This is a genomic window from Bacillus sp. JNUCC-21 (assembly GCF_041222765.1).
Classification (GTDB): domain Bacteria; phylum Bacillota; class Bacilli; order Bacillales; family Bacillaceae; genus Bacillus; species Bacillus velezensis.
In genome coordinates, this window is record NZ_CP166019.1 from 3,303,463 (window position 1) to 3,326,296 (window position 22,834).

Here is a 22,834-nt window from a genome sequence, read left to right on the forward strand (position 1 = left end):
CACTTCCTTTTTTAAGATTGTTTGATTTCAGCCGGCTTTACTTTTTGGGCGATCGTTTCGCGAAGATCCTTTTTACTGACCTTGCCGACGCCGGTTTTCGGGAAAGAAGCGATAAATTCAATCCGGTCGGGGATTTTATATGCCGCCAGTCCGCGCTCACGCAAAAATGCTTTCAGCTCTCCCGGTTTCGGCGCTTCTCCTTTCGGGATGACGAACACACAGGATCGCTCCCCGAGAAAATCATCCGGCATTGAAACCATGGCCGCATCATGAACGGCAGGATGCGCAAGAAGGTGATTTTCCACCTCCTCAGCGGCTATTTTTTCACCGCCCCGATTGATTTGATCTTTCGCACGCCCTTCAACGATGATATAGCCGTCCGCCGTCAGTTTGACGATATCGCCGGTCTGATAAAATCCGTCGGCTGTGAATGATCTTTCATTATGTTCAGGCGCTTTATAATATCCGCGAATCGTGTAAGGGCCTCGTGTAAACAAATGTCCTGCTTCACCGGGGGCGACATCCCGCCCGTCATCGTCTAAAACCCTTACCTCATCAAAAGGTGACATCGGTCTGCCTTGCGTATTGACAATGATCTCTTCAGGATCATCCAGTCTCGTATAATTCACCAATCCTTCCGCCATTCCGAAAACCTGCTGAAGGGTGCATCCGAAAGCGCTCTTCACGCGGCGGGCCGCCTCAGCGCTGAATTTGGCGCCTCCCACCTGCAGCACTTGAAGGCTTGATAAATCATCACTTCGCGAACCGGATGCGTCCATCCACACCATCGCAAGCGGCGGGACGAGCGCTGTAATCGTGACACGTTCTTTTTCAATTAACGGGAAGCAGTCATCCGGGCTCGGCGTCGGTGACAGAACAACCCGGCCTCCGGCATATAAAGTTCCCAGCACACCTGGCGAGCTGAGCGGATAATTATGCGCTGTCGGCAGAGCGGCCAAATAAACGCTGTGATGATCCAAGCCGCATATTTCCGCACTGATGCGCAAACTGTATATGTAATCGTCGTGTGTTCGCGGAATCAGCTTGGACAGCCCCGTACTGCCTCCTGAAAGCTGTAAAAAGGCGACTTCCGCCGGGCTTACATCTTCCAGCTGAACAGGCTCTCTATGCAGGCTGCTCAGTTCCTGAAACTCTTCAGCTTCGCCGGCCACAATGACATGCGCCAAATCAGGAAGTTTGTCTTTCACCTGTCTGGCAAGCGCCCTGTAATCAAAACCTGAATGCATATCAGGAATGATGTATGCTTTCGCCTCTGCAAACTCGCAGAAATACGTAATCTCACTGCTTCTATGAGAAGGCAGCGCGAAAACGGGCAGCGCTCCCAGCCGGAACAGCGCGAAAATCACTTCAAAAAACTCAGCGATATTCGGCAGCTGAACGACAACGCGGTCTTCCTTTTGAATTCCGAGCTTATGCAGCCCCGCCGCTAAACGATCTGCCCTTTCATCTAATTCTTTGTAGGTCCAATGTACATCTTTACACGTCACGGCAGTTTGATTTCCGTATAAAGCCGCGCGCTCTTTCAGCATTCCTCCGAACGTCTCACCCTTCCAGCAGCCGTCTTTTCGGTATTTGTCAGCCCATTCTTCCGGCCATGGCGTAAATCCAGTCAGCACGATCCGTTCCCTCCTTTTTTACAACTCATCTTGGTAAAGCCCCATCGCCCGGAGCATGGTGCGGAATTTGGCCGAGGTCTCGTCCAATTCATCCTGCGGCTTTGATCCGGCGACAATCCCGGCACCCGCAAAGAGCCGGAGAGACCTTGTTTCCGCTTCGGCGCAGCGGAGTGCGATAATCCATTCTCCGTCACCCTCAGCATCACACCAGCCCGCCATTCCCGTGTAGAAATTGCGGTCAAACGGCTCAATATCCTGAATCGCTTCTCTCGCCGCATCCGTCGGCGTTCCGCATACCGCGGGTGTCGGATGCAGGGCGATGGCCAGCTCAAGTGATGTCGTTGACGGATCACGCAGCTCTCCCTTTACCTCGGTGGACAGGTGCCACATCGCCTCAGTTTTAATGAGTGACGGTTTTTCCGGCACATCAAGCACACGGCAGAACGGTTTAAGGGCGGCGGCCACGGCGGCCACGACTACGGCATGTTCATGCAGATCTTTTGCTGATTGCAGCAGTTCTTCCGCTCTTCTCTGATCCTCGGCGGGATCTGTGCTGCGAGGTCTGGAACCTGCCAGCGGATTGGACAGAATCGATGTTCCGTTTTTGGACAGCAGCAGTTCAGGACTTGCGCCGAAAAGCGTTTTTCTTGTTTCTGACGTTCCCGTCACATCCGCAGCGAATGTATAGCCGCGCGGGTTGTGCTGCGCCAAATGCTTGACGGCCTGTGGAATGTCGATATCCTTTTCAGCGGTCAGATGAAGCGTCCTTGCCAGCACGATTTTGCTGAGCGGACCATCCGTAATGTTGAATACGCCTTGTTCCACACCGCTCATAAAGCCCTCAGGCTCCGGAACGGGACGGATGTCATATGTATTGGATTGCGGCTTTTCTGCGGAAGATTCCGCAAACGAAAGCGGGCCTGCCGTATGGACATTCTTCGGTACAAAAAGCCGGGAAGCTTTTCTGCCGTCAAAAGGAATGGCGCCGGCCGCAATCGGATGTTTGATGCCGGCTTGCTTTGCCTCAAGAAGCGTCTGTCTCACGCGTTCAGGCAGTGAATCCAGCTGATTTTCCGCGTCTGTATCAGGCACTTCCGCAAACATTCCTTCCGCAAGCATCGTACTTTTCGGGGAAGCTAAAAAGAACGCCCCGGGCTTGTAAGCATCCAGCACCTCTTTTGCAGACACTTCCGCCAATAAATGTTGATTTGTCATGTTTGTCCCTCCTTCTCGTTACATCAAACGCCTAAAGTAGCGCCGCCATCAACGCATAAATCATGCATCGTAATATGGTTTGCCTGTTCAGAAGCCAGAAACAAAACGGCATTTGCAATATCAGAAGGCTTCGCCAGCTTTTGAAGCGGAATTCCCGTTTTATATGTATCAAGCGAACCTCTGATGACGTCCCGGGCTCCGTTCTCGTCCTGCCACAGCGCCCGCTGCATGTCGGTTTCCGTTGAACCCGGAGATACGATGTTGCAGCGGATATGATGGGCCGCAAGCTCCAGTCCGAGGCATTTCGTAAACATGACGGCAGCCGCTTTTGACGCCGCATAAGCCGCCATGGAAGCACGCGGAACGCCGGCTGCATTCGAACCGACCGTAACGATGGCGCCTTTTTGACGCTCAATCATGTATCGGCTTACAGCCCGTGACACATGAAATACGCCGGTCGTATTAACAGAAAATGTTTGATCCCAATCTTCATCACTGAGGGATTGCACCGGACCCGGCCGCAGCACGCCCGCAACGTTCGCCAATATTTCAATAGGCCCCATGTCGCGTTCAACGGCGGCGATGATATCATTGACAGCCGCACTGTCAGATACATCTGCGGCAAACCCCTGCGCCTGCACGCCTTTTTGCCGAAGTCTGTCAGTAAGCCCGAGAAGCAGGTCTTCATTTGTATCTATAGCTGCCACATTTACGCCTTGTTCAGCAAGGGCAAGCGCTGTTGCTTCTCCGATGCCTTGAGCGGCGCCGGTGACAACGGCCGTTTTCCCTTTCATTCCCAATGCGTCCATATTATCATTCCCTTTCTATATTGATAATGATTATCATTATCAACTATGATTCAAGACAATCATATCCAAATCAAAACACGCAGTCAATTAGAAAATTAGAATCAGCCGCATTTAGTTCGAAGGGCCTGTTTTTTCTCATGCGGGAGAATACGGGGTATGCGGTCCTCCCGGATTCAGGCAGAAACGCAGGGCCCTGCTGATTAAAACGGGCAGGACAGAAATATGGCCCTCTCCTTCAAACTCGCTGTATTCAGCACGGACTCCATCATCTTCAAATCCGGATAATAAAGAGTACAGCGCCTCTGCGTGCTGCGGGATTCTGCTTTTATGTGTTTTTTCAATTTCTCCCGCAGCCAGCAATACGCTGACTTGAAGATTTTCCGCAGAGAGCCGGTCTGACAAACGCTCCGCTTTTTCCTGAATAAAACGCTTGTTCCAGTGAATTGACGGACTCCCGGCAACATAGGTCTGGAACATGTCCGGCCTCGTCAAAAGCACTTGCAGCACAAAAAGACCGCCCAGCGAATGGCCGAAAATCGTCTGCCTGCCTCTGTCGATCGGATAATCCCGCTCCATCGCGGGCTTTACTTCTTCTTCTATAAAACTCAGAAACGCTTCCGCCCCTCCCTGTTCGGGCCATGCCGCGCCGCGCGGGTGCACCGGCAGTTCTGATTCAGAAAGCGGCATCGTAAAATCACTGTGACGTTCGGCGGAAAACGGCTGATCTGTCGGGTAGCCGATTCCGACAATCACCGCCGGAACAACGCCTGTTTTTTCAGGCCGCCGGCTTTGCACCCGCAAAGCTTCGGCCATTGTGCCGAATACGGAATTCGCATCGAGCAGGTATATGACGGGGAAGCCGGATGCAGGCGGTTCTTCCTGAGGAAAAGAGACAAAGATACGATACATACGGCCTCCTTTTGAGCGCATTTCTCTTACTTCTGTGCCCGGAACCGCGTATCGGCCGGCCGGGGCGAAACCCCGCTTTATTTGTTTTCCGTCCATTATGTGTTCATCCCCTTTGCGGCAATTGCTTTATCTACGCTTATTGATAATGATTTTCAATATCAAAAGACACCTCAAATAATAGGTTTTTTGCCAAACAAAGTCAATGGATTTTTGATATAAAAAAAGCACCTTATTTCAATAAGGTACCTAAGAACTATGTAGTGATAGGGGCTTAATCCCATGTAAAGCGCTCATTCTTCCATGGATCTCCCCTCATATGGTAGCCGTTTTTCTCCCAAAAGCCGGGGTGGTTTTCCTTTGTAAACTGAATGCCGCGCAGCCATTTTGCGCTTTTCCAAAAATAAAGATGGGGGAAAACGCCTCTGAGCGGATAGCCGTGCTCTGGCGTTAACGGCTCGCCGTTATGCGCATATGCCAGCAGGGATGTTTCCCGCGTAAAATCAGAAAGCGGCAGGTTGGCCGTCCAGCCCTCTTCAGCGTGCAGAATGACGAACCCCGCTTCTTTGTGCACGCCCGCTTTCTCAGCGATGTCTTTGGCGCGTATTCCCTGCCAGATATTATCAAGACGGGACCAGCCCGTGACGCAATGAATATCATTTTTCACTTCGGCTTCAGGAAAGGATTTGATATCTTCAAAGCTTAACAGCATAGGACGGTCAACAAGCCCGTACACTTGCAGATTCCATTTTGACATATCTTCATAATAAGGAACACTTCCGGCGTGAAGCACGGGAAACTTCGTTGTGACATTTTGGTTTGGCGGAATCCGTTCCGACTGTTTTGTTTGTTTCGTTTTCCCGAAAAACATATGGCTCCCTCCATTTAGTAAACCTATATTAAATCTTTGTTGACAATCAATCACCCTTCGATTACGCTAATCTGGTACAAGTGTAAGGGGGAAAAATAAATGAAACAACGCAACCTTCGCGCGGGCGATATGGCGCTTATCGGCATGTTTGCCGCACTGATGGCCGTCGGCGCCAACATTACATCAATGGCTCCTTTTTTGCAAGTTGCGGGGATTCCGTTATCGCTGCAGCCTTTCTTTTGTCTGTTAGCCGCGATGCTTCTCGGCGCCAGACGGGCAGCCATTGCAATGACGGTATACGCATTGGCCGGACTCGCGGGGGCGCCTGTTTTCGCTCAATTCTCAGCAGGCTTTGCGCCGTTTATCGGAAAGAGCGGCGGATTTATTCTCGCTTACATTCCGGCGGCATTTGCAGCCGGATGGCTGCTGGAAAAAACAAAAAAACCCGGCCGCCTGCATTATGCATGGGCCTCTTTGATCGGTACCGCCGTCATTTATATCATTGGCACGACCTATACGTATATTGCGCTGAAATTATGGCTTCATGCTCCGATCAGCTACGGAATGGCCTGGTTTTACATGATATGGTTTTTCATAAAAGATATCATTTTAGCACTGTTATTGGCATCAATCGCGCCTGCCGTTTACAGGTCTGTTCATAAAGCGACGGGGTTCAGCAGAAATCCGGCGTAAGATGTTCTCAGCATACAAAAAGGCTCCCCTTTCCGGGAGCCTTTTTTTACAGGACAAGTGCGGCAATCCAGCCGAATATCACAAGCGGAATGTTATAGAAAATAAATGTCGGTACGCACGTATCCCAAATGTGGTGGTGCTGTCCGTCGGCGCTGAGGCCTGACGTCGGCCCGAGCGTACTGTCACTTGCAGGAGAACCCGCATCACCGACCGCGGCGGCCGCTCCGATTACGGCAATCGTCGCCATCGGACTGAATCCGAGCTGAGCGCACAGCGGGACAAATATGGTCGTAATGACGGGTACGGTTGCAAATGATGATCCGATTCCCATCGTGATTAATAAACCGACCACCAGCATCAGGAGCGCGCCTAATGATTGGCTGTGGCCGATAAAGCCTGTTGATGCTTTGACCAAGGAAGCCACATCACCCGTTTTATTCAATACATTTGAAAAACCGGCCGCAACAAGCATGACAAACCCGATAAAAGCCATCAGAATCATGCCGTCCGTGATCAGCTTATCCGCTTCATTGCGCTTCATGACTCCGCTGATAAACAGCGTAAACAAGCCGGCAAGCGCACCCATGATCATACCTTCCACTCCGAGCACTTGTGACAGATAGAGCTGAACGGCAAGCGACACGGCAATGGAGATCAAGGCGATGGCAATGCTTTTTTTCGTATAAGGAGAAGACGATAGTCCGGCAATCTCCTTCGTCTCATATTTCTTCGGTTTCCGGAAGACGATGACGGCTAAAATTAAACCGACTACCATCCCGGCCGTCGGAATGATTAAAGCATACGGGATATCACTGAGCGGCACCTTTAAACCGGCTGACGCCATATTATCTCTCAGCATCCCCTGGAAAATCTGTCCGAATCCGACAGGCAGAACGATATAAGGCGCAGTCAGTCCGAATGTCATCACACACGCGATCAGTCTGCGGTCTATTTCAAGTTCGTTAAATATTTTTAAAAGCGGCGGAATCAATACAGGAATAAACGCAATGTGAACGGGCACCACGTTTTGCGAGAAACAGGATATGATTAAAATAATCAGTACGATTAACACTTTTGACAGTGCTTTTTTCCGCGAATCTTCCTTTTTTCCGATTAGTTTGACAGACGCTTCCACCATTGCATCGGGAAGCCCCGTCTTTGTCAGCGCCGCGGCAAATGCTCCGAGCAGCGCGTAGCTGACCGCGACGGTGGCATTTCCGCCGAGACCGTCCGTAAAAGCCTTCACCGTCTCTCCTAGGCCTAAGCCGCCGGTCAGCCCGCCGGCAAGCGCGCCGATCATTAAAGCTATAATAATATTGACACGCAGCAGGCTTAAGACGAGCATAAGCAATACTGCGACAACAACAGCATTCATTGATGAGTCCCTCCAAAAATCCTTTAGTTTGCTAATGTAGTAGATAATTAAAGTTACCATATATTCTGCGCTTTAGTCAACTAAAGATTTTGGAAATCAAAAAACCCGCTGCATCAAGGCAGCGGGATGCTGTTATCTTTCGGGCGTAAAGCGCTCAGTCAAAACAGCCAACGTCCTTGCCATGACGCCTGTTGCGCCGGCAGGGCCGAAGCATGTCGCTTTATTCGCCGTTGCGGTTCCCGCAATATCGAGATGAACCCACGGCGTGTTTTCCGCGAATTCACCAATGAATGCCCCCGCCATAATCGCGTGGCCTTCTCTTCCCGGAGAATTGTTCAAATCAGCCATCTGACTGTTTCTCACCCGTTTTTTATCCTTTTCTGTAATCGGAAGCTGCCAGATCGGCTCGCCGGATTCTTTCGCCGATTCCGCAACCTGTTCATAAAACGCGGCGTGATTGGTCATGGCGCCCGTCATTTCGTTTCCTAACGCGACAATGACACCGCCCGTTAACGTTGCGACGTCTACAAGGACAGAGGCTCCGTGCTGCTTGGCGTATGTGATGCCGTCGGCAAGTACGAGACGCCCTTCCGCATCGGTGTTCAGGATCTCAATGGTTTTTCCGCTGAGCGAAACGATGACATCATCCGGCTTCATGGCATCGGACGAAATCATGTTGTCCGTAGACGGTATGACGGCGAGCACATTTTGTTCAGGCCGCAGTTCGCCGATAATTTCCATCGCGCCCAATACCGAAGCGGCTCCTCCCATATCGCTTTTCATGCCGACGATGCCGGTTTTCGGCTTAATTGAATATCCGCCCGTATCAAAGGTAATTCCTTTACCGACCAGGCCGATGACGTCTTCCCACTGATCTTTGCCCTGATACTTCAGAACGATCATTTTCGGCGGTTCGGATGAGCCCTTGTTAACAGCAAGCAGCCCGCCCATGCCGAGCTCTTCCATTTCATCTTTTTCTAAAATTTCACACTCAAAATCGTATTTTGCCGCAAGCTCAGCGGCATATGACGCCAAATCGGTGGCCGTCAGCATATTACCCGGCATATTCACAAGCGTGCGGGCTGAATTCGTCCCTTGGCCGTATGCCGCGCCGACGTTCAGGCCGGCCTGCACTTCCCTCAGGTCTTCTTCGGTCACGGCGCAGACTGATTTCAGTTCCTGATCCGGCTCATTTGATTTATGTTTATAATCCTGCACTTCGTAAACCGCAAGCAGACAGCTTTCTGAAAGCGCATGAGCGGCATCGGCGGCAGGCACTTCCCCGGAGACGAATGTATCGAGCAAAACGGATACTTCCTGTTTTTTATCTTGATGAATCTGCTGAAATACTCGTGCAAAGCATTCTTTCGTATCTTCAAACGAATAATCCGCTTCTCTTCCCAGACCGATAAAATAAATACGTTTCATACCGGTCGCAGCCGGAGGGTATACTTTTGATACACGATTGCGTTTGGCGGACACATCACCATCCTTTAACAGCTGGGTCAGATGACCGCCCAATTTATCATCCAATTCCTTCGTAAATCCGTTCAGCGTGCTTTTTTGAAAAAGACCGATGACCAGTGTTTCGGGATGCCGCAGTTGATCAGATGCATAAAACATGAGTACACACTCCTTATGTGGGTATTTGTTATGTAAAGTGGTATAATGAAAAAACATTTTTCATTGATTTTATTTTACCAAACTAAGGGCGTTTTCTGCAGTTTTTCGATACGATCGGAATCAGCAGATACAGAAAGGATGTCGCATATGGATGTACTTATGAATTTTCCTTTACTGGCGAGTTTTGCCGCCATTATTTTTGCCCAAGTTGTAAAAGTGCCTATTCAATTTATCGTATCCAAAAAACTTGACTGGTCTCTTGTGACGAGCACCGGCGGCATGCCGAGCTCCCATTCCGCCGCCGTCACTGCGCTGTCAACCGGAGTCGCTTTGCAACAGGGGCTGGACTCGCCCCTGTTTGCAGTCGCCGCGATTTTCGCCGTCATTACGATGTTCGACGCTACAGGTGTCAGGCGGCATGCGGGTGAACAGGCGACGGTCATTAATAAACTGGTCATCGACTTTAATCGGTTTGTCAGCGAAGCGAAGGACTTTCAGAAAGCGGAAGAGAAGGAAAAACAGAAGAAACTGAAAGAACTGCTCGGGCATCAGCCGATTGAAGTGTTCTTCGGCGGCGTCACCGGTATTGTGCTGACATTGATTTTAGATTATCTCTTTATGTAAAAAACGCTTCAGCGGATGCTGAAGCGTTTTTATTCTTTTACCGTTTTGTATTGATTTCTGAACACTTGCATCGACTTGGTTTCGTTCAGCTTTACAAGTTCGTCCTCGGTCACTGTGCCGTTCCCTTTTTTAATCATGTAGACATCAAGTGTTTTTTTGCCCCAATTGTTATAGACGTCCTTGACGGTGTCAAAGTAGAGGTCAAGGCGGCTGCCTTTAATTTTTGAACCGGTATCGGCGACAACCCCGTAACCGTAATTCGGTATAAACAGAATCGTCCCGATCGGGAAAACAGACGGATCGGCCGCAACAGTTGAATATAAATCGCGTTTGACCTTCACGCCTGAATATGTAATTCCGTACTGCGGATGACCCGGAGATTTTCCGGTAGATTCCGCTCCGGCGGTATAACCGGTGGCCGTCACCTTATGTGAGGGATAGCGTTCCCAGTCAAAAGCTTCTTCCAGCGGTTTTATCCTGCCTGATGCCTTCTTTTCCGGCTGATTCTGTAAGGATTGAAACGGAGTGCCGATGTTTTTCAAAACGGCGCCGCGATGCTCGGTCATCCAGTTTGTCAGATCCTTTGCTTCAACACCGGTTATGGAAAAGTATGTCGCATGGCATGCGCCCAAAAAGAGCACGATCATGAATACGCGTCTGATTATCGTCAATCTGAAATCACTCTCCTCCGAGTCATTGTTCCCAACTCGGTGGGGTGCTATACAAAAAGCGCCGCGGCACAAAAAAAGCTTTCTCGAATAAGAAAGCGGCTTAAAACATTTGATATCCTCTTTTTCTGAGCGCCTTTATGGCAATGCCTGACATGATGGCTCCCGCCAGTCCGCCCGCCAAAATCACGACATCCGCAACCGCTAATGACATGATGCGCTGAAACAGGCTTTGAAAGGATTCCCCCGGCGCCTGCACGTAACTGATCATCTTTTTATTGCTGATAATGAAAAGGCATACAATCGGATAGACAACAGCCATAATCCACGACATTCTAAGCAGCATGTTCAACAGAAAGCCTATGCCGAAAAACAGTACAAAAAATAGTACAATTGAGATCAGGACAACCGGCAAACTAATCACAAACATCCACCCCCTACAGCACTTTCAGTGTACCTCGGGGGCGGTAAAAAAGTCAACGTCTGGAAAAATCAGCGTCTCTCTTTGCCGCTTCCCTGGCAGGAGGGACATGTTTCGGAGCCGCCAAGAAGCAATTGAAAATACCCTTTACCTGAGCAGAACGGACACGCCGCCGTGCTTTTTGCTGTCATTTTCATGCGGATCACCCTTTTTCTTAATTTTCTGATAATATATCATATTTACTTGTCAAGCACCAAGTCAGAATATGTAACAAAATAACTCATGTAAGCGAAAACATTCATTTTTTTCTTTTACATTCTTTTGATAGCGCTCTTTTTTAAAAGAAGAGAAAACCCGCGGCCGCGGGTTTTCAGAAGAATTTAAACTTCCCTTTTTTCAGCGTCAGGCCCAGCCCGCCGATCATAAAGAGCGATCGGTTGTCAATGACCTTTTTCATAAAGGACGCCGGCATGCCTTTGAGCTTCCTGCCGTATACGACTCCGACGGCGTTATGCTCACCGAGGGAGGCGACGGTTCCTTTAATGTCAGGCTTGAACTCTTCAAGCTGGCCTCCTTTAATCAAACCGCCCAGATTTTTGGCGACCGTTTCTCCTTGCTGCATCGCGATCTGAGCAGTCGGCGGGTACGGCCGTTCCGTCTCTTCATTGATAAAGAGCGAGCTGTCGCCGAGTATAAAAACGTCATCATGTCCCGGCGCCCGAAGATCAGGGTTGACCTTGACACGGCCGCGCATATTTTCAAAACCCGCTTCCTCCACGATCGGATGTCCGCGCACGCCCGCGGCCCAGACAACGGTCTGCGATTTGATTTCTTCCGGCTCTTCATCTTTCTTGCCGACTGTGACACCGTCTGCGCGGCATTCTTGAACCGCGGTGCCGATTTTAAATTCAACGCCTTTGCTCTCAAGGTATTGAACGGCGTATTCGACAAGCTCCGGATCAAATCCCGGCAAAACCGTCGGGGCGGCCTCGACACAGACGATCCGGACGAGACTTTCATCTATATCATAATATCTGCATAACTCCGGCTTGCGGTTCGCAAGTTCACCGAGAAATTCAATTCCCGTAAAGCCCGCTCCGCCGACAACGATGGTTAAGCGGTCAGGGCGTTTTTCGGCCTCCGTATTGTATGTCGCAAATTGGAGCTCAATATGGTCTTTCAGCTGGCGCGACGTATTAATATTCGCGATCGGAAAAGCGAATTCTTTTAAGCCTTTAATCCCGAATGTTTCAGGGACGGCGCCAAGCCCGATGACAAGATAATCATAAGGGATGTCCCCTTGTGAAAGCGTCACCTTTTTATTTTGCACATCTATCGCTTTTACGGTATCCTGCACAAATTTGACCCGTGATTCATTGATTACATCTTTTATTTGATATCTGCAGCGGTCATGATGCAGCGTTCCTGCGCTCGCTTCATGCATCCATGTCGTTTCATAATGATAATTGTGTTTATTGACCAAAGTAATGTCAGCGTCATTTGCCCCGATATGCTTCGGAAGCCTTGTTACTGTCATTAATCCACCATAACCTGCACCTAAAACCACGATTTTGGGTTTATTCAATGCCATCACATCCACCTTCTTTTTTTTGCTGTTAGACGCATAATCAAATCAACATTTGTATTAGCTTCAGCTTATTGGCGGGATTTTATGAAATGAAATATAAAATTTTTTAGAAAACCGCACATGTCTGCATATCACCATACTATCCGGAAGAATCAGAAAACATTCAGGAAAAAACAGATTGGAATTTGTCCCCATATTAGCGGCAGCCGCAATTTTTTTCAAGAATGAAGCGGCCGGGCGGTTTTCTGCACTCGTCATCCTTTTAAATTGTATGTTATAATTAATAACAATTTTCAATTAGGAGGCAATTTGGTATGCAAGAGGATTCAAAGGTTTATGATATTACGGTCATCGGCGGCGGCCCGGTCGGCCTGTTTACCGCTTTTTACGGGGGAATGAGACAGGCGAGCGTCAAAATCATCGAGAGCCTGCCTCAGCTTGGCGGCCAGCTCAGCGCGCTGTACCCTGAAAAATATATTTATGATGTAGCCGGATTCCCGAAAATCCGCGCCCAAGAACTTGTGAACAACTTAAAAGAGCAAATGGCAAAGTTCGATCAGACCATCTGCTTAGAGCAGGCCGTTGAATCTGTTGAAAAACAGGCGGACGGTGTGTTTAAGCTTGTCACGAATTCAGAAACGCATTATTCAAAAACGGTTATTATCACCGCGGGAAACGGCGCATTTAAGCCGAGAAAGCTTGAGCTGGAATCAGCGGAACAATATGAGGGCAAAAACCTTCACTACTTCATTGACGACCTCAATCAATTCGCAGGCAGACGCGTTGCCGTTCTGGGCGGCGGCGATTCCGCAGTTGACTGGGCGCTCATGCTTGAGCCGATCGCGAAAGAAGTCAGCATCATCCACCGCCGTGATAAATTCCGCGCGCATGAGCACAGTGTCGAAAACCTGCATAATTCTAAAGTCAACGTGCTGACACCGTTTGTTCCCGCTGAACTTGTCGGTGAAGACCGGATCGAACAGCTCGTTCTCGAAGAAGTGAAAGGCGACCGTAAAGAAATCATCGAAATTGATGACCTGATCGTAAACTACGGCTTTGTTTCTTCTCTCGGCCCGATTAAAAACTGGGGCCTTGACATCGAGAAAAATTCCATCGTCGTCAAAAGCACGATGGAAACGAATATTGAAGGCTTCTTTGCCGCCGGAGATATCTGCACATATGAAGGCAAAGTCAAGCTGATCGCCAGCGGTTTCGGCGAAGCTCCGACAGCCGTGAACAACGCGAAGGCTTACATGGACCCGAAAGCGCGCGTCCAGCCTCTGCATTCTACAAGCATGTTTGAAAAATAATATAAAAAAGAGTCTGTGTCATACCGGCACAGACTCTTTTTTATTTAAACATCCAAATATAATTCATGACGGTTCCGACAACGAGCGCAATGACAAGCGCCGACACGACCCAAATCGTGCCTAAAATAATCCGGTCCTGAATTTTTTGGGCTTTCGGGCTGTGCCCGGGCTGTTTTTGTTCCACACCGGCCCCTCCCTTCTTTGCAAATCTATCTATCGTAACAAATGTCTTACAACACCCAATACTACTATGATAACCAAACTGCAAATGGATGACAAGCTGACCGCATATGAGGCAGCATGAAATCAATTGACATTCCTGACAAAACAAAGTACATTATAAAAAGACGAACATTTTAATTTTATTTAATTCTATTATTCGCTTTTAGGGGTGTTATATATGGAAAATGTATTTGATTACGAAGATATTCAGCTGATTCCTGCAAAATGCATTGTGGACAGCCGATCTGAATGTGATACATCAGTTACATTGGGCGGACACACGTTTAAACTTCCGGTCGTGCCGGCCAACATGCAGACGATAATAGATGAAAACATCGCGGCCTGGCTCGCGGAAAACGGGTATTTTTATATCATGCACCGCTTCGAACCGGAAAAACGCCTGGCTTTTGTCCAGGATATGAAAGCGCGCGGACTGATTTCTTCCATCAGTGTCGGCGTGAAGGAAAATGATTATGAATTCATCCGGGAGCTGAAAGCACAGGAGCTTGTGCCGGATTATATTACCATTGATATCGCGCACGGCCATTCCAATGCCGTGATCAGCATGATTCAATTTATTAAAGAACATGTCCCGGAAAGCTTTGTCATCGCAGGGAATGTCGGGACGCCTGAAGCCGTAAGGGAGCTGGAACGCGCGGGCGCCGACGCGACAAAAGTGGGAATCGGCCCCGGGAAAGTCTGCATCACCAAAATTAAAACCGGCTTCGGAACCGGCGGATGGCAATTAGCCGCGCTTCGCTGGTGCGCAAAAGCGGCGAGCAAACCGATCATTGCTGACGGCGGCATCCGCACGCACGGCGATATTGCGAAATCCATCCGATTCGGCGCATCCATGGTCATGATCGGATCATTATTCGCCGGCCACGAAGAATCACCGGGACAAACGATCGAAATCGACGGCAAGCTGTACAAAGAATATTTCGGCTCCGCTTCTGAATTTCAAAAAGGCGAAAAGAAAAACGTTGAAGGCAAAAAAATGCATGTCGAACATAAAGGGTCTTTACAGGACACGCTGGTTGAAATGGAGCAGGATCTGCAATCTTCCATCTCTTACGCCGGCGGCAATACACTCGAAGCCATCCGCAATGTCGACTACGTGATCGTAAAAAACTCTATTTTCAACGGCGACAGATTTTAACACGCAGCAGAGCCGCAAAAAAAAATAAAAAAATGACATTCAATATGAATGTCATTTTTTTATTAAATACCGAAATAAAGAGCCGCACTGGCCAACAGATTAATCACAAAAATAAACAAAAAAATGTAACGAATGAATTTATTTTGCACCGGAGCAAATATAAAGAGATACAGTCCTGCCACCCCAAAAGTAAGAACAGGAAACAGCCACTCAAAGGATAAAGAAATGATATAACCGATAATCATAACAATCGGCACACCGATTAATGATAATTTACTTCTCATATGATTTCTGCCCCTTTTACTTAAAAATTGGTGTGATGTAAGCTTCAATAATGGCAGCGGCGATCAGCAGACAAATAATAAGCAGCACCAATATTCCAATATGCCTGAACATTGAAGCTATTATCTTTTTTTCCTTAGAAAAACACAGCCTGATGACCAATTCAACGCCCTTAAAACCAATGGCGCCACTTAATAATAACGCAGGAACTTCAAATATACCATGAGGAATTAGCAGTAAAAAAATCTGATAAAAAGGAACCCCGCTATGCAGATTTTCTATAATAGAGCCGCTTAAAATAAACCCGTTGGTGAATAAATAAAAGATTGAGGTCAACCCAAAGGTAAAAAAACCCGCGGCTAAAAACAGACAAGCGATTGCATTGTTTTTCAGCAGTTCAACCGCGCCTGACGAGCCGTTGTAAGACGCGGTTGAAACAAAGTGATCGGAAAAAAACGCAGCGATCACACCGCCTGAAAAAAACAGCAATGACGCGGTTAACGGAATGGCGGACGTTCTGATTGCCGGCAACATTCGGTTCATCATGTATAGATACTCTCAGCCAATTTTTCAATCTCTTCTAATGAATGCTCGGATGACTGATACTCCGCCGCAAAAACGCCCTCATGTATAATACCGATCGTATCGCACAGCGAATGCGCCAGCTCCAGCAAGTGAGTCGATAACAGGACCGTATGTCCCTGTTTGACGTATTCCTTTAATAACGTCCGTATCGTTTTACCGCTGATTAAATCAATGCCCGTCAGCGGTTCGTCAAGAATTAATATCTTTGGCTGATGAATGAGCGCGGCCGCAATTGATAATTTTTGTTTCATTCCATGTGAATATGTTTTAATCAGCTGATTTCCGTCTTGAGCAAGCTTCAGCGTCTCTAACATATTCTTTATATACTCATTTGTCCGCTGAGACGGTACTTCAAACATCTCCGCTGTAAAACGCAAGTATTCGACTCCCGTTAAGTAATCATATAAAAAGGCATGGTCGGGCACAAAACCGATATCAGCCGATATTTGCCCCCCCTCTTCTGAATCCAGTTCCTTACCGTCAATCATGACGCTGCCTGAAGTCGGTTTAAGCAGGCCCGAAATGATTTTCAAAGTCGTTGTTTTCCCGACTCCATTAGTCCCCAGCAAAGCATAAATTGAGCCTTTTTTCACCTCAAACGAAATATCTTTCAACACCTGTTTTTCACTATAGTTTTTTTGTATATTCACTAATTTAATCATTGTTCGCAAACCTTTCCGCCATATTGATTCTGCGAAGAAACAGAAACATGACTCCATAGTTTAATAGTGTGAACAGGACAAAAATACCTGATGCAGAATGAATAAGCATCATTTCAAGTTCCGGCTTTTTATAGATAAAATACGACGTGATCGCAGCGATTTGAAGCGACACAATGAAAATGAAAGATCCGTATAAGTTGTTATACGTCTTTGCTTTCCCCGCTTCTCCAATTTCGTACATATGCTCCCAGTTTTTCTTAGGATACAGGGCGGTGCTTGAAATCTGGACAAGACTGTATAAAAAACCCGAACATAAAAACACAATAAACAAGTAAATCGTCAGCGCAGCGGAAGACGGAAAAAACACCGTAATCAAAATGGTGATGATGAACGAATAGATAAGAGCGGCGAGATTATAAATACATACTTTCGGAAACACCAGCTGCCACGCATGTTTGATATTTCGGTGAAACAGATGCTGATTTTTTATTTCTCCGTCAACTGATAATACTGTTTTGAGCGCATCTCCGACGAGCTGATACGAAAAGTTCGCAATGATAACCGCCGCAGACACGATGGCGGCTGCCGAATACCCGATAAAATGATGCGACAGAAGCGGAATACAAAAACCTAAAAACAGCATGAACAAATACAGCATACTGCCGAAGTTCCTGATAAAAAACCCGTCAATTCTCGATAAAAACAGCAGATCCTTTTGAAAAACGGCATGAAATATTTTGTTATTTCTATATAATTTCAGCTTTGGCGCAAAATCTGCGTTTGTCAAAAACATATAAGGAATAAGGTCCATTTTCTTCAGCGTGGCCGACCACAGTTTAAACATCCCCGCCGTTAAAAGGACGGCGGCCGCAAACACCGCAGCGAAAACGAGCACGGAATGTGAGCGGAATGCTAACCATACATACGGCGTATTCATGAGGATGTTCCGGAAAGCCGGTGACTCCGTAAAGCTTGAAATATCCTTTGCGGTATACTCCCCAAACACGAGAAGATAAACGGCATACCCGACTGCAAGCGGAACCAGCAGGCTGACGCTGAATAAAATGCCTTTCATGATTTTCAAGTAAAACAATTTGCTCCACATATTTGTAAGAAGATAAACAACATAAGAAAACAGCATAGATAAAAATAAATTGAGAAGAAAATAAACGAAGCCCAAGAAAAATACGATGACCGCCGCAGACCCGGTCATGCCTGCGCTTGATAAAAACAAAAAGACCGGAAAAACAAAAAGATACCATACGAAAATGGTTTTTTTGATCGCCTGGCCGGCAAAAACAGAAAACAGCTGTAAAAAACGAACCTTTTTTAATTGATGAATGACCTTGCGCGTATCCAGCAGAAAGGCATTGTGGTGTTCTTTAAAGAAGCCGGCAGCCCAAAAAAGCTGCTCAAGTGAAACGGCGATTAAAACAAATTGCCCCCATGCGCTGAGGGGCAGCTGAATCAGTTTTGTCCCGAATACAACACCGCATCCCAGGAAAACGAGATATAAACATAACAGAGAAATAATAATGGCAGACAGCAGTTTGCTGTTGAGTTGAGGAATGCCCCAATCTTCCTTTCTTTTTCGAAACGATGACAGGGTATTATATTTGATAAGAGCCGCAATTTGTTTGACTATCATACTTTCAATCCTTACATATGTATTTGGGAGAGAGGCTCTTTTTGCAGCTTGTACAAAAAGAGCAATTATTTATTGATCGATTTTACCAAGCAGCTGCGTATTTTTTGCCGTATTTCTTAATCATTGTTTTTGCTGTTGCAACGATTGCATAAGAAATCGCGCCTGCGCCTGTAACGATACCGATAAGAGAAATGATAGAAGCAATTGTTGATGCCGCATCAATAATATCAATTGCTTTTTTAGCTGCTGCTGTAGAGATGCCGAGAGTAGAAGCTAATTCAGCATTGGCTGAGAATGCATGAGCCGCCGCCACGTTTAATTCAGTTCCCGTTAATAATAGTGCATAAACCAATGTTGCTGCAGCAAGAGCCGCGCCAAACAAAATGAAAGACTTTTTATTAGATTTTACTAAGTTCATCATAACATCTCCCTACTCTGTTTTTTTAATTTATAATAAAATTCAGCTTAATTGACTCTCTCCCGAGCTAAATTTTATCCGCCATAAAATAGTTTAAGAAAATAGTAAAGAGTTTTAGTAAAACAAAACATCCAGTCAAAATGATTCTCTTGCCTTTACTGAGATCGGTCAGTTTTCCCGCAGCAGCATAAAGAGCCGCGATTGATATGAGCAGAAATGGATCCAGCAGCTGCAGACTCAAGCTGGTGCCGCCGGCAGAATATATAAGCGAGGAATCAGCCGTTAAGTAATTAACAACTGAAAGAATTAACATTTTAAATGCCGAGATTAAAGAAGTCAGTGTATATAGAAGCAAATATATTTTTTTCGGTTTTTTTGTACCGAGAATAAAAGCGGCAACGAATAACAGAAATCCGCCTATCAGAATTTCCACAAAAGTTGTGAAGATCATAAACCCTTGCAGAAACATGACAATCGTACGAACACTTTTCTCCCCGATATCATAGGTACTTTCTCCGACGGAAGAATAATACGACTGCAGAACTTTATCTGAAATACTGAATTGGAAGAGTAATGAACAGATCAAAATGATGAAAAAAGAACTTAAAAATATTTTTTTATTGCTCAATTGACCTATCATATTATCATCCTTTTCTTACAAAATAAATTAACTATTCTATACTTTTACAATTTAGTTTAATCCTATCAAAAAATCAATATCCTTTCGAAAAATATGACTTTAGGACGTGTTGACAAAGAGCACATCTTTCAGAGTTTTTGGTGCTATGTACCCTTTATTTTTTTTCGAATTTGCAAATAGTATGATTTAGACAATTGATTTGAAGTTTTAGGAAGAACCTGTCGAAAGAGACGCAGGGTATAAAAAAGGAGGATATCGTCATGTATCCTCCGGATGTATGATCGCCAGCACTGATGATCTTCCCATTTTCCATTTATTTTTACATTTTTTCTCGCAATGCCTTCTTTATGAAAGCCAGCTTTTTCGAGCACCCGGATTGACGCCTTATTGTGCGGCATGACTCCGGCTTCTATCCGATGCAGTTTCAGGTCATTGAATGCATAATCGACTGCCAGCTTGACAGCCTTCGTCGCATAGCCTTTCCCGTTATATTTGCCATCTAAAAAATAACCGATAAAAGCGCTTTGGAGGGAACCCCGAACCACCTGAAAAAGGCTGATCGTGCCAATCAGGGCCTGATCCTGAAGAAAAATGCCGAAGCTGTATTCAGTATCATTTTCCGCATTCTTCAGTGATTGTTCAATTCGTTTTTTCCGGCCTTCCAGCGTATAAAAATCCTCTTGTCTCGACATGGCAAACCGTTCAAAAAACATGCGGTTCTCCCTCTGCAAAACCAGTTCCTGCTCTGCATCATTCAAGCTGAGCGGCCTGATATCAACGCTGTTTCCTTCCTGCATATGCATCGCCGTCCTTTTGTTTTGATCAGAAACGTTTTTTTAATTGCCTCTCACCCATATGATACGGTACGCTTTATCGCATCAAGAAAATTCCAAGACTTTACGTTCACCTTTCCTTTCGTGACCTATGTCTGATGTGAGTAACCGAAACGGAAGCACAAGGTTCTTTTGTTGACTTAAACCGTGCTTTAAGCCGTATCATCATATTGTGACAAGGAAAGAATAGTTTTGGCGGGTTTCCCGATGATCTAAAAATCAATTTTACAGAATCACTGCTGTCTTATTTCATGCCTATTTGCGGGATGAATATATTGATTGGATCAAAGCTGAAATGTTGACAAAGAAATGTAAAAACAATCGGAAAAGAGGAGTTAATATGAAACTGACGGGAAATACAATACTGATTACAGGCGGAAATGCCGGAATAGGATTGGCTTTCGCAGAACGGTTTTTAAAAGCGGGAAATAAAGTCATCGTGACCGGACGGCGTGAGCACGCTCTTCAAAAAGCAAAGGAAACATACCCGGAACTTATTACATATGTCAGTGATTTGAGCATTCCATCTGAACGTATATCACTGTTTGATTGGGTGAAAAAAAATTATCCGGAAGTGAATGTGTTAGTAAACAACGCGGGGATTCAACAACGTTTTCATGTGCTGAAAGCGGATGCGAAGGACAATTGGGACTATTTCAATAAAGAAATCACAACGAACATTGAAGCTCCCTTCCACCTGTCTATGCTGTTCGCTCCGTTTTTTGCCGGAAAAGAAGATGCGGCTTTCATTAACGTCTCTTCGGGATTGGCTTTTACACCGCTTGCCATTGCACCGATCTATTCAGCAACGAAAGCGGCGCTTCATTCATTTACAATGAGTCTGAGACATCAGCTTTCTGATTCATCTGTAGAAGTGATTGAAGTTGCGCCTCCGGCGGTGAATACAGATTTAGGCGGAGCAGGGCTGCATACGCAAGGGGAACCGCTGGATGAATTCGCTGATGGGATTTTTAAAGGACTGAAAGAGGGCAAACAAGAAATCGGATATGGTTCTTCAGAAGAACGGCTGCGCATGTCACGGGATAAAGCCGATGAACATACGGCAAATATGTACCATGCGATGAAACATACAATCGAATAACCTCTTTGAAAAAGGAAAACCCGCTTCTGTTGAGCGGGTTTTCCTTTTATTAAACAGATAAACGCCTTTCTTAACAATGGTGCAAACGCCACCGAAAGAAAGACGTCATATTTTTTCATCCTAATAATGGCGGGTTGACCCTTAGCACTCTTCCGGCGTACCGGCGTTTTTGGCCGTGCGGAAAGATGAACCGCAGCCGCAGGAAGCGATGGCATTCGGGTTGTCAATGGTGAAACCGCCGCCCATCATGGACTGTTTGAAGTCAATGATCGTGCCGGTCATAATATCAAGGCTTTCGCTGTCGACCAAAACGGTGATTCCGTGCTGTTCAAACATGCTGTCTTTTTCGCTTTTTTCGTGCTCAAATCCCATTCCGTAAGACAGGCCGCTGCAGCCGCCGCCTTTTACGCCCACACGGAGAAACGCGTTTTCTTCTTCATGCTCTTTCATCATATCTTTTATATGCAAAGCCGCTGCTTCAGTGATGGTTACTGGAACACTCATAGGTAGACCTCCTTTTTTTAAAAACGGATGCTGATATCTATTATAAACCTTGAGGAGAGTATTTCTCAAACGAGCTGTTTACAAATAATAGACGCCGCTGCATACGGTTTCGGCGGGTCCCGTCATCAGTACGTGCCCGTTGTCCTGCCAATTAATCACAAGGTCGCCTCCCGCTAAATGAACGGTGATATCCCGGTTTCGTTCGGAAACACCGTTCAATACGGATGCGACAGCCGCCGCACAGGCGCCTGTTCCGCAAGCCTGTGTAATGCCGGAGCCGCGTTCCCATACGCGGAAATGAAGTTCATCGGCGCTGACGGTTTCCACAAATTCGACATTGACGCCTTCCGGAAATCTCGGGTCTTTTTCAATGACGGGACCGAGCGTTGTAAGAGGCGCTTGATTGATATCCGCAACCGGAAAAACAATATGGGGGTTTCCCATTGATACGGCTGTTCCGGAAAGCTCCGTTTCTCCAAAAACAAAGGTTTCATCGATCGTCCGTTCATCTTCATTGCCGAGCATCGGCAGCTCTTTTTTGGTGAGGCGCGGTTCGCCCATATCAACGGCGACTTCACGCACAATCCCGTTGTCCTCTGTAATGTCTGCTTTCACTAGACCTGAAAGCGTCTCAATGAAAAAGGACGTTTCTTCTGTCAGCTTATGTTCGTATGCGTACTTTGCCACACAGCGAAGGCCGTTGCCGCAATTTTTCCCTTCTGAGCCGTCATTATTAAAAATCCGCATTTTGACGGGCGCTTTTTCTGACGGACAGATGAGGATCATTCCGTCAGAGCCGATGCCCGTGTGAATGCTGGACACTTTAACGGCAATCTCAGCCAGCCGTTCTTCCGGCAGCTGTTCTTCAAATTGATTTACATATATATAACTGTTTCCAAGACCGTGCATCTTGGTAAAACGGAATGAATTCATATCGGCCTCCAACTTTTTTTCTTTTACTTAGTATAAAAGCTCTTCTGCTCGGACACAATACAAATATCCCCCGTTTTTCATACATAAAAGCTCCCTGCATATGCAG

At 46.7% G+C, this 22,834-nt stretch carries 25 protein-coding genes and 1 pseudogene; 5 read left to right on the forward strand and 21 right to left on the reverse strand.

Annotated features, from left to right (window positions below; all coding sequences use genetic code 11):
- Positions 1 to 11: 11 nt before the first annotated feature.
- From JNUCC21_RS16755 to JNUCC21_RS16775, 5 genes are all read right to left on the reverse strand, one after another.
- Positions 12 to 1,637 (reverse strand): (2,3-dihydroxybenzoyl)adenylate synthase, encoded by a 1,626-nt coding sequence (locus JNUCC21_RS16755; protein WP_069007240.1) that lies wholly within the window; start codon positions 1,635 to 1,637, stop codon positions 12 to 14.
- 18 nt (positions 1,638 to 1,655) lie between these two features.
- Positions 1,656 to 2,852: an isochorismate synthase DhbC gene (dhbC, locus tag JNUCC21_RS16760; RefSeq protein WP_072589524.1), complete on the reverse strand. Its 1,197-nt coding sequence runs from the start codon at positions 2,850 to 2,852 to the stop codon at positions 1,656 to 1,658.
- 23 nt (positions 2,853 to 2,875) lie between these two features.
- Positions 2,876 to 3,661: a 2,3-dihydro-2,3-dihydroxybenzoate dehydrogenase gene (locus tag JNUCC21_RS16765; RefSeq protein WP_043020747.1), complete on the reverse strand. Its 786-nt coding sequence runs from the start codon at positions 3,659 to 3,661 to the stop codon at positions 2,876 to 2,878.
- 135 nt (positions 3,662 to 3,796) lie between these two features.
- The gene (locus JNUCC21_RS16770; RefSeq protein WP_007408700.1) at positions 3,797 to 4,666 is read right to left on the reverse strand and encodes an alpha/beta hydrolase; all 870 of its coding nucleotides are present in this window, start codon (positions 4,664 to 4,666) and stop codon (positions 3,797 to 3,799) included.
- A 175-nt stretch (positions 4,667 to 4,841) separates the two neighbouring features.
- Positions 4,842 to 5,438: a sulfite oxidase-like oxidoreductase gene (locus JNUCC21_RS16775; protein WP_369878347.1), complete on the reverse strand. Its 597-nt coding sequence runs from the start codon at positions 5,436 to 5,438 to the stop codon at positions 4,842 to 4,844.
- 99 nt (positions 5,439 to 5,537) lie between these two features.
- Here JNUCC21_RS16775 and JNUCC21_RS16780 point away from each other — a divergent pair, with 99 nt between their 5' ends.
- The gene (locus JNUCC21_RS16780) at positions 5,538 to 6,131 is read left to right on the forward strand and encodes a biotin transporter BioY (RefSeq protein WP_369878348.1); all 594 of its coding nucleotides are present in this window, start codon (positions 5,538 to 5,540) and stop codon (positions 6,129 to 6,131) included.
- A gap of 46 nt (positions 6,132 to 6,177) precedes the next feature.
- Here JNUCC21_RS16780 and JNUCC21_RS16785 read toward each other — a convergent pair whose 3' ends face one another.
- Positions 6,178 to 7,506: a Na+/H+ antiporter NhaC family protein gene (locus tag JNUCC21_RS16785; protein WP_025285203.1), complete on the reverse strand. Its 1,329-nt coding sequence runs from the start codon at positions 7,504 to 7,506 to the stop codon at positions 6,178 to 6,180.
- 132 nt (positions 7,507 to 7,638) lie between these two features.
- Positions 7,639 to 9,129, reverse strand: coding sequence for a leucyl aminopeptidase (locus JNUCC21_RS16790; RefSeq protein WP_216061845.1), 1,491 nt, complete (start codon positions 9,127 to 9,129; stop codon positions 7,639 to 7,641).
- A 147-nt stretch (positions 9,130 to 9,276) separates the two neighbouring features.
- Between JNUCC21_RS16790 and JNUCC21_RS16795 the strand changes: the two genes are divergently transcribed.
- Positions 9,277 to 9,753, forward strand: a complete 477-nt coding sequence (locus tag JNUCC21_RS16795; protein WP_014418782.1) for a divergent PAP2 family protein — start codon at positions 9,277 to 9,279, stop codon at positions 9,751 to 9,753.
- A 29-nt stretch (positions 9,754 to 9,782) separates the two neighbouring features.
- Here the strand turns inward: JNUCC21_RS16795 and JNUCC21_RS16800 are convergent, their stop codons facing one another.
- The 4 genes from JNUCC21_RS16800 to JNUCC21_RS16815 form a co-directional block, all read right to left on the reverse strand.
- On the reverse strand, positions 9,783 to 10,424 hold the full coding sequence (locus JNUCC21_RS16800) for a 3D domain-containing protein (protein WP_369878349.1): 642 nt from the start codon (positions 10,422 to 10,424) through the stop codon (positions 9,783 to 9,785).
- 100 nt (positions 10,425 to 10,524) lie between these two features.
- Positions 10,525 to 10,845, reverse strand: a complete 321-nt coding sequence (locus tag JNUCC21_RS16805; RefSeq protein WP_003151989.1) for a YuiB family protein — start codon at positions 10,843 to 10,845, stop codon at positions 10,525 to 10,527.
- Between the two features lie 68 nt (positions 10,846 to 10,913).
- Positions 10,914 to 11,039: a YuiA family protein gene (locus JNUCC21_RS16810; protein WP_369878350.1), complete on the reverse strand. Its 126-nt coding sequence runs from the start codon at positions 11,037 to 11,039 to the stop codon at positions 10,914 to 10,916.
- Positions 11,040 to 11,212: 173 nt separating this feature from the next.
- A complete protein-coding gene (locus JNUCC21_RS16815; RefSeq protein WP_015418128.1) occupies positions 11,213 to 12,433 on the reverse strand; it encodes an NAD(P)/FAD-dependent oxidoreductase in 1,221 nt (406 codons plus the stop codon).
- A 311-nt stretch (positions 12,434 to 12,744) separates the two neighbouring features.
- On the opposite strand from JNUCC21_RS16815, the gene yumC reads away from it, so the two are divergent.
- Entirely contained in the window at positions 12,745 to 13,740 is a 996-nt protein-coding gene (gene yumC, locus JNUCC21_RS16820) for a ferredoxin--NADP reductase 2 (RefSeq protein WP_003151984.1), read from the forward strand.
- A 40-nt stretch (positions 13,741 to 13,780) separates the two neighbouring features.
- On the opposite strand, the gene JNUCC21_RS16825 is transcribed toward yumC, so the two are convergent.
- On the reverse strand, positions 13,781 to 13,924 hold the full coding sequence (locus JNUCC21_RS16825; RefSeq protein WP_003151982.1) for a hypothetical protein: 144 nt from the start codon (positions 13,922 to 13,924) through the stop codon (positions 13,781 to 13,783).
- A gap of 216 nt (positions 13,925 to 14,140) precedes the next feature.
- Between JNUCC21_RS16825 and guaC the strand changes: the two genes are divergently transcribed.
- Complete coding sequence (gene guaC / locus JNUCC21_RS16830) at positions 14,141 to 15,121, forward strand: GMP reductase (protein WP_012118338.1); 981 nt, start codon at positions 14,141 to 14,143, stop codon at positions 15,119 to 15,121.
- Between the two features lie 62 nt (positions 15,122 to 15,183).
- On the opposite strand, the gene JNUCC21_RS16835 is transcribed toward guaC, so the two are convergent.
- From JNUCC21_RS16835 to JNUCC21_RS16865, 7 genes and pseudogenes are all read right to left on the reverse strand, one after another.
- A complete protein-coding gene (locus JNUCC21_RS16835) occupies positions 15,184 to 15,405 on the reverse strand; it encodes a DUF5970 family protein (protein WP_003151978.1) in 222 nt (73 codons plus the stop codon).
- Between the two features lie 16 nt (positions 15,406 to 15,421).
- Positions 15,422 to 15,949 (reverse strand): stage II sporulation protein M, encoded by a 528-nt coding sequence (locus JNUCC21_RS16840; protein ID WP_014418785.1) that lies wholly within the window; start codon positions 15,947 to 15,949, stop codon positions 15,422 to 15,424.
- Positions 15,946 to 16,650 carry an ABC transporter ATP-binding protein gene (locus tag JNUCC21_RS16845; RefSeq protein ID WP_015418131.1) on the reverse strand — a complete coding sequence of 235 codons (705 nt, stop codon included), beginning with the start codon at positions 16,648 to 16,650 and terminating at the stop codon, positions 15,946 to 15,948. The genes JNUCC21_RS16840 and JNUCC21_RS16845 overlap by 4 nt, the downstream gene beginning before the upstream one ends.
- Positions 16,643 to 18,298: a hypothetical protein gene (locus JNUCC21_RS16850; protein WP_113766686.1), complete on the reverse strand. Its 1,656-nt coding sequence runs from the start codon at positions 18,296 to 18,298 to the stop codon at positions 16,643 to 16,645. The genes JNUCC21_RS16845 and JNUCC21_RS16850 overlap by 8 nt, the downstream gene beginning before the upstream one ends.
- Before the next feature lie 82 nt (positions 18,299 to 18,380).
- Complete coding sequence (locus JNUCC21_RS16855) at positions 18,381 to 18,716, reverse strand: uberolysin/carnocyclin family circular bacteriocin (RefSeq protein WP_003151973.1); 336 nt, start codon at positions 18,714 to 18,716, stop codon at positions 18,381 to 18,383.
- Between the two features lie 67 nt (positions 18,717 to 18,783).
- Positions 18,784 to 19,356, reverse strand: coding sequence for a hypothetical protein (locus JNUCC21_RS16860; RefSeq protein WP_007613520.1), 573 nt, complete (start codon positions 19,354 to 19,356; stop codon positions 18,784 to 18,786).
- 258 nt (positions 19,357 to 19,614) lie between these two features.
- Positions 19,615 to 20,153, reverse strand: a pseudogene (locus JNUCC21_RS16865) (GNAT family N-acetyltransferase).
- 376 nt (positions 20,154 to 20,529) lie between these two features.
- Between JNUCC21_RS16865 and JNUCC21_RS16870 the strand changes: the two are divergent.
- Positions 20,530 to 21,291: an SDR family oxidoreductase gene (locus JNUCC21_RS16870; protein ID WP_122504172.1), complete on the forward strand. Its 762-nt coding sequence runs from the start codon at positions 20,530 to 20,532 to the stop codon at positions 21,289 to 21,291.
- Positions 21,292 to 21,432: 141 nt separating this feature from the next.
- Here the strand turns inward: JNUCC21_RS16870 and JNUCC21_RS16875 are convergent, their stop codons facing one another.
- Positions 21,433 to 21,795 (reverse strand): iron-sulfur cluster assembly accessory protein, encoded by a 363-nt coding sequence (locus JNUCC21_RS16875; protein ID WP_025285212.1) that lies wholly within the window; start codon positions 21,793 to 21,795, stop codon positions 21,433 to 21,435.
- A 78-nt stretch (positions 21,796 to 21,873) separates the two neighbouring features.
- The gene (dapF, locus tag JNUCC21_RS16880; protein WP_012118345.1) at positions 21,874 to 22,728 is read right to left on the reverse strand and encodes a diaminopimelate epimerase; all 855 of its coding nucleotides are present in this window, start codon (positions 22,726 to 22,728) and stop codon (positions 21,874 to 21,876) included.
- Positions 22,729 to 22,834 lie beyond the last annotated feature (106 nt).